The organism is Salmonella sp. 741265116_PST (genome assembly GCF_046567715.1).
In the GTDB taxonomy this organism is placed as follows: Bacteria; Pseudomonadota; Gammaproteobacteria; order Enterobacterales; family Enterobacteriaceae; genus Salmonella; species Salmonella enterica.
The window spans coordinates 108,417-118,854 of record NZ_JBKFPH010000014.1 but is presented as its reverse complement, the minus strand read 5'-3'; the positions used below and the strand labels follow the sequence as shown (position 1 = coordinate 118,854).

7 protein-coding genes are annotated in these 10,438 nt (G+C 52.7%); 5 read left to right on the top strand and 2 right to left on the bottom strand.

The genetic code is table 11. The features are described from left to right. Nucleotides 1-138 precede the first annotated feature (138 nt). Both glnS and nagE read right to left on the bottom strand, forming a co-directional pair. Nucleotides 139-1,806 carry a glutamine--tRNA ligase gene (glnS, locus tag ACLD11_RS12200; RefSeq protein WP_080250823.1) on the bottom strand — a complete coding sequence of 556 codons (1,668 nt, stop codon included), beginning with the start codon at nt 1,804-1,806 and terminating at the stop codon, nt 139-141. Between the two features lie 210 nt (nt 1,807-2,016). Beyond that, nucleotides 2,017-3,969: a PTS N-acetyl glucosamine transporter subunit IIABC gene (gene nagE / locus ACLD11_RS12195; RefSeq protein ID WP_001023069.1), complete on the bottom strand. Its 1,953-nt coding sequence runs from the start codon at nt 3,967-3,969 to the stop codon at nt 2,017-2,019. A 326-nt stretch (nt 3,970-4,295) separates the two neighbouring features. Between nagE and nagB the strand changes: the two genes are divergently transcribed. The 5 genes from nagB (at nt 4,296) to asnB (ending at nt 10,288) form a co-directional block, all read left to right on the top strand. Continuing rightward, nucleotides 4,296-5,096: a glucosamine-6-phosphate deaminase gene (nagB, locus tag ACLD11_RS12190; RefSeq protein WP_001237059.1), complete on the top strand. Its 801-nt coding sequence runs from the start codon at nt 4,296-4,298 to the stop codon at nt 5,094-5,096. A gap of 59 nt (nt 5,097-5,155) precedes the next feature. Continuing rightward, nucleotides 5,156-6,310 (top strand): N-acetylglucosamine-6-phosphate deacetylase, encoded by a 1,155-nt coding sequence (gene nagA, locus ACLD11_RS12185; protein ID WP_000271186.1) that lies wholly within the window; start codon nt 5,156-5,158, stop codon nt 6,308-6,310. Nucleotides 6,311-6,314: 4 nt separating this feature from the next. Further along, nucleotides 6,315-7,535, top strand: a complete 1,221-nt coding sequence (gene nagC, locus ACLD11_RS12180; protein ID WP_000187578.1) for a DNA-binding transcriptional regulator NagC — start codon at nt 6,315-6,317, stop codon at nt 7,533-7,535. Between the two features lie 46 nt (nt 7,536-7,581). Beyond that, a complete protein-coding gene (gene nagD / locus ACLD11_RS12175; protein ID WP_000153143.1) occupies nt 7,582-8,334 on the top strand; it encodes a ribonucleotide monophosphatase NagD in 753 nt (250 codons plus the stop codon). 289 nt (nt 8,335-8,623) lie between these two features. Then, nucleotides 8,624-10,288 carry an asparagine synthase B gene (asnB, locus tag ACLD11_RS12170; protein ID WP_000337041.1) on the top strand — a complete coding sequence of 555 codons (1,665 nt, stop codon included), beginning with the start codon at nt 8,624-8,626 and terminating at the stop codon, nt 10,286-10,288. Nucleotides 10,289-10,438: the final 150 nt, after the last annotated feature.

Below are 10,438 nucleotides of genomic sequence, written 5' to 3'. Positions count from 1 at the left end.
TTGGCGAGCACTGCCCAGGTCCAAAATGGCAAGTAAAATAGCCCTAATGGGATAGGCTCTTGGAAATGCAGAGAAAAAACGCCGCAAAACGCGGCGTTGACAAGGTATTTTTACAGCATTCGCCTGTTGGCGCAGTGCTTATTCGCCCGCTTTCGCCCAGGTATCACGCAGGCCCACGGTGCGGTTAAAGACCAGCTTATCGGCCGTTGCATAGCGGCTGTCGAGGCAGAAGTAGCCTTCACGTTCAAACTGGAAAGCTTTCCCTGCTACCGCCGCTTTCAGCGACGGCTCGCCATAACCCTGCTTAATCACTAATGATTCGGGGTTGATAACGGACAGGAAGTCCTCCGCGGCGCCCGGGTTCGGCACGCTGAACAGACGGTCGTAGAGACGAATTTCAATCGGCAACGCATGTGCTGAGCTAACCCAGTGGATTACGCCTTTCACTTTACGCCCGTCAGCCGGATCTTTACTCAGCGTATCGGCATCATAGGTACAGAAGATGGTGGTGATATTCCCTTCGGCATCCTTCTCTACGCGCTCCGCTTTAATGACGTAGGCATTACGCAGACGCACTTCTTTGCCCATCACCAGACGCTTGTACTGTTTGTTCGCTTCTTCGCGGAAATCTGCGCGATCGATCCAGATCTCACCGCTAAACGGCACTTCACGGCTGCCCATCTCCGGTTTATTCGGATGGTTAGGCATGGTAACCATTTCGCTCTCGCCCTGCGGGTAGTTTTCGATAACCAGTTTTACCGGATCGATTACCGCCATCGCGCGAGGCGCGTTTTCGTTCAGATCTTCGCGAATGCAGGATTCCAGCGACGCCATCTCAATGGTGTTGTCCTGCTTGGTGACGCCGATGCGTTTGCAGAACTCACGGATAGAAGCCGCGGTATAGCCGCGACGGCGCAGACCGGAAATAGTCGGCATACGCGGATCGTCCCAGCCTTCGACGTGTTTGTCGGTCACCAGCAGATTCAGCTTACGCTTGGACATCACGGTGTATTCCAGATTCAGCCGCGAGAATTCGTACTGGCGCGGGTGAACCGGAATGGTGATGTTGTCCAGCACCCAGTCGTACAGACGACGGTTGTCCTGGAACTCCAGCGTACACAGAGAATGAGTAATGCCTTCCAGCGCATCGCTGATGCAGTGAGTAAAGTCGTACATCGGGTAGATGCACCACTTCGTGCCGGTCTGATGATGCTCGGCGAATTTAATGCGATACAGCACCGGATCGCGCATCACGATAAACGGCGACGCCATGTCGATTTTAGCGCGCAGACAGGCTTTACCCTCTTCAAAACCGCCGGTACGCATTTTTTCAAATAGCGCGAGGTTCTCTTCGACGCTGCGATCGCGGAACGGGCTGTTTTTACCCGGCGCGGTCAGCGTACCGCGGTATTCGCGGATCTGCTCCGGCGTCAGCTCATCAACGTAGGCCAGGCCTTTATTGATTAGCTCGACCGCATAGGCGTGCAGTTGGTCAAAGTAATCGGAGGAGTAGCGAATATCGCCAGACCAGTGAAAGCCTAACCACTCGACGTCGTTTTTGATCGAATCAACGTACTCGATATCTTCTTTTACCGGGTTGGTGTCATCGAAACGCAGGTTGCACTGGCCCTGATAATCTTGCGCAATGCCAAAGTTCAGGCAGATAGATTTCGCGTGGCCGATGTGCAGATAGCCATTCGGCTCCGGCGGAAAACGGGTATGGACAGTGGTATGTTTACCACTCGCCAGATCTTCATCAATAATCTGACGAATAAAGTTAGTCGGGCGGGCTTCAGCCTCACTCATCGTGGATTCCTCAAAGCGTAAACAACGTATAACGGCATATGATCTTATAAGCCGGACAGACTGACAACCTTTAGTTACTTAAAAAGTGGCTTTGCAGAAAATATTGGGGCTAATTGCGGTAAAAAAAAGCGGCGAAGGTTTCCCTCTGCCGCTTATGTTTTTTGTGATATCGCCGGATGACGTCTTACGCCTTATCCGGCCAGGAAGCGATTATTTGCTCTTGATCTCGTACAGCGGCGTTTGACCCGCTACCACGTGACCATCCGCTTTGATGACCAGAGCGCTGAAGTCATCGCTGTTGCTGCAAACAACCGGGCTTATCATGGAGCGCGCATTGGCATTCAGGAAGTCCAGATCCAGTTCCAGCACCGGCTGCCCCGCCGTGACTTCCGCACCCTCTTCTACCAGACGCTTGAAGCCCTGACCGTTCAGCGCGACGGTATCGATACCCATATGGACAACGATCTCCGCGCCTTTCTCGGTTTCCAGACAGAACGCGTGGTTAGTGTTGAAGATTTTCACGATAGTACCCGCCGCCGGAGAAACCACGGTTTTATCGGTGGGTTTCACCGCCACGCCGTCGCCGACCGCTTTGCTGGCGAAAGCTTCATCCGGTACCTGATCCAGCGCCACTACCTCACCGGTAATCGGAGAGACCAGTTCAGCGATAGTCACCGCATTCGGCACCGCCTGGGGTTTGGCCGCCGGAGCAGGTGTCGCAACGTGAGCCGCATCAGCAGACGCTGCCGCGACCGGTCCCCGCGCCACCACTTTCTTCATTTCATCGCCAATCGATTCCGCTTTCGCGCCGACAATAACCTGAATGGTCTGTTTGTTCAGTTTCACCACGCCGGAAGCGCCGAGGCGTTTGCAGGCCGCATCGTTGACGCGAGCAGAGTCATTCACGGTCAGGCGCAGACGGGTAATACACGCATCGATCGCTTTCAGGTTGTCCGTACCGCCAACCGCAGCAATATAGCTGGTCGCCAGTTGCGTTAACCCTTCTTCGGTGTTGCTGTTGGCTTCTTCCGTTACCATCTCATCAACTTTATCTTCGCGGCCCGGCGTTTTCAGGTTAAACATACGAATAACCGCGCTGAACAGCAGGAAGTAGATGATAAAGAATACAACGCCCATCACCAGCAACATCCAGACGTTATTGCTGGCCGCTGGCAGGTTATACATCAGAACATAGTCAATAGCGCCTGCCGAGAAAGAGAAGCCCGCATGGATACCCAGCAACGTCGCGACGAACAGGCTGATACCGGTCAAAATGGCGTGCAGGAGGTACAGCAGCGGTGCCAGGAACATAAACAGGAATTCCAGCGGCTCGGTTACGCCGGTCAGAAACGCGGTGATCGCGACAGACAGCAGCATACCGCCCACCATCGGACGACGTTCTTTCGGCGCGGCGAAATACATCGCCAGAGCGGCGCCCGGCAGACCAAACATCATGATCGGGAAGAAGCCGGACATAAACATCCCCGCCGTGCCGTCGCCAGCATAGAAGCGGTTGATGTCGCCGTGGAATACAGTGCCTGCGGCATTGGTGAATTCGCCAATCTGGAACCAGGCGATGGTGTTCAGTACCTGATGCAGACCGGTTGGGATCAGCAGACGGTTGATGAAGCCAAAGATACCGGAACCCAGCGCGCCTGCGGAAACGATCCATTCACCGCCCGCATGGATGCCATGCTGTACCGGCGGCCAGACGTAACCGAAAATAGCGGCCAGCACCAGACAGAAAAAGCCCGTTGCGATCGGCACAAAACGTTTTCCACCGAAGAAACTGAGAAAATCAGGCAGTTTGATACCAGACCAGCGATTATAAACCGCGCCGCCGACCAGACCGGTAATAATCCCCGCCAGCACGCCCATGTTGATTTCCGGGTTAATCGTCACCATCGCTTTGGTCATGACGAAGTAACCCACGGCTCCCGCCAGCGCTGCCGCGCCGGCGCTATCTTTAGACCAACTGGATGCCACGCCGATAGCGAAAACCAGTGCCAGGTTATCGAAAATAGACCCGCCCGCTTGCGCGATAAACGGCATATTCAGCAAATCTGGTTGGCCGAATCGCAGCAACAACGCTGCCACCGGCAACACGGCGATAGGGAGCTGCAACGCCCTACCCAGCCGCTGGAAAAAACCTAAAATATTCATCTTATTCCCCCTACGAGACGCCGATATGGCTTCTTTGAAGCCGTTTTTTATTGTGCTGCAAACGTTAAAAACGTGATGTTCTGTAATCGAACGGTGAGATCATCTTCTGCAGAGTGTGTGGAAAATTAATTCGCCTCGCAAATTAAACGGGTGTTTTTTGTGATTATAATCACTAAATATCGTAATTACCCCCACCATCCACTGGCTAACACGGAAAACTTATTTTATGATTCAAAAAATCAGGACGGATTGAACACGAACCCTGGATATCCAGGTTACGCTTAATACGATCCGCCAAATTTTGACATTGATTATTGAGGTGAAGAATGAGACTGATCCCCCTGAGTACCGCAGAACAGGTTGGCAAATGGGCCGCTCGCCATATCGTTAACCGTATTAATGCGTTCAAACCGACCGCCGATCGTCCGTTTGTCCTTGGACTGCCTACCGGCGGCACGCCGCTAACGGCGTACAAAGCGCTGGTTGAGATGCACAAAGCGGGCGAGGTCAGCTTTAAGCATGTGGTCACCTTTAATATGGACGAATATGTTGGCCTGCCGAAAGAGCACCCGGAAAGCTACCACAGCTTTATGCATCGTAACTTTTTCGATCACGTTGATATTCCAGCAGAAAACATCAATCTTCTCAACGGTAACGCACCGGATATCGATGCAGAATGCCGTCAATATGAAGAAAAAATTCGTTCTTACGGTAAAATCCATCTGTTTATGGGCGGCGTCGGCAACGACGGTCACATCGCCTTTAACGAACCGGCTTCTTCCCTGGCTTCCCGTACCCGTATCAAAACGTTAACCCATGATACTCGCGTAGCGAACTCCCGCTTCTTTGACGGCGACGTAAACCAGGTGCCGAAATACGCGCTGACGGTAGGCGTAGGCACGCTGCTGGATGCGGAAGAAGTGATGATTCTGGTGCTGGGCCATCAGAAAGCCCAGGCGCTGCAGGCGGCGGTTGAAGGCAACGTCAACCACATGTGGACCATTAGCTGCCTGCAACTCCATCCGAAAGCGGTTGTGGTATGCGATGAGCCGTCCACAATGGAACTTAAAGTTAAAACATTGAAATATTTCAATGAATTAGAAGCAGAAAATATTAAAGGTCTGTAATGTTGTCTCCGCCCCGCCAGTCAATGCGGGGCGGTAAATTTTTGATATCGGGGGTCGGAATGTATGCTTTAACCCAGGGCCGGATCTTTACCGGTCACGAAATTCTTGATGACCATGCGCTTGTTGTCGCTAATGGCCTGATTGACCGCGTTTGTCCGATGGCCGAACTGCCGCCGGGAATAGAACAACGCTCATTGAATGGGGCCATTCTCTCCCCCGGTTTTATTGATGTGCAGCTAAACGGCTGCGGCGGCGTGCAGTTTAACGATACCGCAGAAGCCGTCAGCGTTGAAACGCTGGAAATTATGCAGAAAGCCAATGAAAAATCGGGCTGTACTAACTTTCTGCCAACGCTTATCACTACCAGCGATGAATTGATGAAACAGGGCATTCGCGTCATGCGCGAATACCTGGAAAAACATCCGCACCAGGCGCTGGGTCTCCACCTGGAAGGGCCCTGGCTTAATCTGGTAAAAAAAGGCACCCATAATCCTGATTTCGTACGTAAACCAGACGCTGCGCTGGTCGATTTCTTGTGCGATAATGCCGACGTCATCACCAAAGTTACACTCGCGCCGGAAATGGTGCCTGCTGACGTAATCGCTAAACTGGCGAATGCGGGCATTGTGGTTTCCGCAGGCCACTCCAACGCGACGTTAAAAGAGGCAAAAGCGGGCTTCCGCGCCGGGATTACCTTTGCGACTCACCTGTTTAACGCGATGCCGTACATTACAGGGCGTGAGCCGGGCCTTGCTGGCGCTGTTCTGGACGAAGCGGATATTTATTGCGGCGTTATCGCCGATGGTCTGCATGTCGACTATGCCAACATTCGCAATGCCAAACGCCTTAAAGGCGACAAACTTTGTCTGGTGACAGACGCCACCGCACCGGCGGGGGCCAATATTGAGCAGTTCATTTTCGCAGGTAAAACAATATACTACCGCAATGGACTGTGTGTGGATGAAAACGGTACGTTGAGCGGTTCGTCCTTAACCATGATTGAAGGCGTACGTAACCTGGTCGCGCATTGCGGCATCGCGCTGGATGAAGTGCTGCGTATGGCAACGCTCTATCCGGCACGCGCTATCGGCGTTGATAAGCATCTCGGTAGCATTGCGCCGGGTAAAGTCGCCAACCTGACCGCGTTCACCCACGATTTTAAAATTATCAAGACCATCGTTAATGGTGACGAGGTCGTTGACTTGAGTAAGTGAGAATATGACACCAGGCGGACAAGCTCAGATAGGTAACGTTGATCTCGTAAAACAGCTTAACAGCGCGGCCGTTTACCGCCTGATTGACCAGCATGGTCCTATCTCGCGCATACAAATTGCCGAGCAAAGCCAGCTTGCTCCCGCCAGCGTAACGAAAATTACGCGTCAACTCATTGAACGCGGGCTGATCAAAGAAGTCGATCAGCAGGCCTCTACCGGAGGCCGCCGCGCTATCTCTATCGTCACGGAAACCCGTAACTTCCATGCCATTGGCGTTCGCCTGGGCCGTCATGACACCACTTTAACGCTCTACGATCTGAGCAGTAAAGTGGTCGCTGAGGAGCATTATCCGCTACCGGAGCGCACCCAGGAGACGCTGGAACATGCGCTGCTCAACACTATCGCCGTCTTTATTGATAGCTGTCAGCGTAAAATTCGTGAATTGATCGCTATCTCGGTGATCCTGCCAGGGCTTGTCGATCCGGAAAGCGGCGTGATTCGTTACATGCCGCACATTCAGGTTGAAAACTGGGGACTGGTCGAAGCGCTGGAAAAACGGTTTCACGTTACCTGTTTCGTGGGACACGATATCCGTAGCCTGGCGCTGGCGGAACACTACTTCGGCGCCAGTCAGGATTGCGAGGACTCGATTCTGGTGCGCGTTCATCGTGGTACAGGCGCCGGGATTATCTCCAACGGACGCATCTTCATTGGCCGTAACGGCAACGTCGGCGAAATTGGGCATATTCAGGTGGAGCCGTTGGGTGAGCGCTGCCACTGCGGTAATTTCGGCTGTCTGGAAACCATTGCCGCCAATGCGGCGATTGAACAACGGGTGCTGAATTTGCTTAAACAAGGGTATCAAAGCCGTGTTCCGCTTGACGACTGCACGATTAAAACCATCTGTAAGGCGGCAAACCGGGGCGACAGCCTGGCCTCGGAAGTCATTGAGCATGTTGGTCGCCATTTGGGCAAAACGATCGCCATTGCTATCAACCTGTTTAATCCGCAAAAAATCGTCATTGCCGGCGAGATCATTGAAGCCGATAAAGTCCTGTTGCCCGCTATCGAAAGCTGTATCAATACGCAGGCGTTAAAGGCCTTTCGCAAAAATTTGCCGGTGGTACGCTCCACGCTGGATCACCGTTCTGCTATCGGCGCATTTGCCTTAGTTAAACGCGCCATGCTCAACGGAACATTGCTGCAACGTTTGCTGGAAAGTTGATGCGCTCTTATAGTATCGGATTATTCACAAATTCCCTGGGTAGTTCATGACCATCAAGAATGTAATCTGCGATATCGACGGCGTGCTGATGCACGACAACGTAGCCGTACCCGGTGCGGCGGAATTTCTGACGGGGATTCTGGAAAAAGGTCTGCCGCTGGTGCTGCTGACCAATTACCCGTCGCAAACCGGCCAGGATCTGGCGAACCGTTTTGCTACCGCTGGCGTTAACGTGCCGGACAGCGTGTTTTATACGTCAGCAATGGCGACAGCCGATTTTCTGCGCCGTCAGGAAGGTAAGAAAGCGTATGTCGTGGGCGAAGGCGCGCTCATTCACGAGCTCTATAAAGCGGGTTTTACTATTACCGATGTGAACCCTGATTTTGTCATCGTTGGAGAGACCCGCTCCTACAACTGGGACATGATGCATAAAGCAGCATTTTTCGTCGCCAATGGCGCGCGCTTTATCGCCACCAACCCGGATACCCACGGTCGCGGCTTTTATCCGGCCTGCGGCGCGCTGTGCGCAGGCATTGAAAAAATTTCCGGCCGGAAGCCGTTTTATGTCGGCAAACCCAGCCCGTGGATCATCCGCGCGGCATTAAACAAAATGCAGGCGCACTCGGAAGAGACCGTTATCGTCGGCGACAACCTGCGCACTGACATTCTGGCGGGGTTCCAGGCCGGTCTGGAGACCATTCTGGTGCTTTCAGGCGTATCAACAATCAATGATATTGACAGTATGCCGTTCCGCCCAAGCTGGATTTACCCTTCCGTCGCTGAGATCGACGTTATCTAAACCTGTCCTCTGCCTGATGACGCATAGCTTTCAGGCCTACGGTTCGAACAACATTGTAGGTCTGATAAGCGAAACGCCATCAGGAAAAACATAATTCAATTAATCCACGATAAAACTGAAGATCCATCAATAAATCCGCGCAATATGTAATCATTTTTCACTAATCAACAATGACGATTGCATTTTTCATTTTTCAGACCGTAATCCCCTTGCGCCTTCCACGCCTTTGCGGCATTTTTTAGTCAAGCAAACACAAAAAGTACGACGCAACAGATTAACGGAGAAGGCTATGTGTTCTATTTTCGGCGTATTCGATATCAAAACAGATGCAGCGGAACTGCGTAAAAAAGCCCTTGAACTGTCACGCCTGATGCGCCATCGCGGCCCGGACTGGTCCGGCATCTACGCTTGCGATAACGCGATTCTCGCACATGAACGCTTGTCGATTGTTGATGTTAACGCCGGCGCCCAGCCCCTGTATAACGCCAGAAAAACCCACGTACTGGCGGTGAACGGTGAAATTTATAACCATCAGACGTTACGCGCGGAGTATGGCGATCGTTACGCGTTCCAGACAGGCTCCGACTGCGAAGTTATCCTCGCGCTGTATCAGGAAAAAGGGCCGGATTTCCTTGACGATTTACAGGGGATGTTCGCCTTCGCCCTGTATGACAGCGAAAAAGACGCTTATCTGATTGGTCGTGACCATATCGGTATTATTCCGCTCTATATGGGCTATGACGAATTCGGCAACTTCTACGTAGCGTCAGAAATGAAAGCGCTGACCCCGGTCTGCCGCACCATTAAAGAGTTCCCGGCGGGCAGCTACCTGTGGAGCAAAGACGGCGAAATTCGTCAGTACTATCAGCGCGACTGGTTTGAGTTCGATGCGGTAAAAGACAACGTCACCGACAAAAACGCGCTGCGTCAGGCGCTGGAAGAATCTGTGAAAAGCCACCTGATGTCCGACGTCCCTTACGGCGTGCTGCTCTCCGGCGGTCTGGACTCGTCGGTTATTTCGGCAATCACCAAAAAATTCGCCGCCCGTCGCGTCGAAGATCAAGAGCGCTCCGAAGCCTGGTGGCCACAGTTGCACTCTTTTGCGGTCGGTCTGGAAGGTTCGCCTGACCTGAAGGCGGCCCAGGAAGTGGCTAACCACCTCGGCACCGTGCATCATGAAATTCACTTCACCGTGCAGGAAGGCCTTGATGCCATTCGTGATGTTATCTATCACATTGAAACCTATGACGTGACCACTATCCGTGCCTCAACGCCAATGTATCTGATGTCGCGTAAGATCAAAGCGATGGGCATCAAAATGGTGCTCTCCGGCGAAGGTTCCGATGAGGTGTTTGGCGGCTACCTGTACTTCCATAAAGCGCCGAACGCCAAAGAGTTACATGAAGAGACGGTCCGTAAGCTACAGGCGCTGCATATGTATGACTGCGCCCGCGCCAACAAAGCGATGTCCGCCTGGGGCGTGGAAGCGCGCGTACCGTTCCTGGATAAAAAATTCCTCGACGTGGCGATGCGTATCAACCCACAGGATAAAATGTGCGGTAACGGCAAGATGGAAAAACACGTGCTGCGCGAGTGCTTCGAGTCTTATCTGCCAGCAAGCGTCGCGTGGCGTCAGAAAGAGCAGTTCTCTGACGGCGTAGGCTATAGCTGGATTGATACGCTGAAAGAGGTGGCGGCGAAACAGATTTCCGATCAACAACTGGAAACCGCCCGCTTCCGCTTTCCATACAACACGCCGTCGTCTAAAGAGGCGTATCTGTACCGCGAAATTTTTGAAGAGCTGTTCCCGGTGCCGAGCGCGGCGGAATGCGTACCCGGCGGCCCGTCCGTGGCCTGTTCTTCCGCCAAAGCCATTGAGTGGGATGAAGCATTCAAAACGATGGATGACCCGTCAGGCCGCGCGGTCGGCGTGCATCAGTCGGCGTACCAGTAAATTAACGATGACGAAAGAGCCTTCAGGGGCTCTTTTTTTATAGCAAACTACTTTCGGAAAAACGATTAATAACCAATAATTGCCGAATATTGCGCCACGCTGTTCGCAACCTAACCAAACAGACACTTTCCGACGTTTTTCGATGAAAAA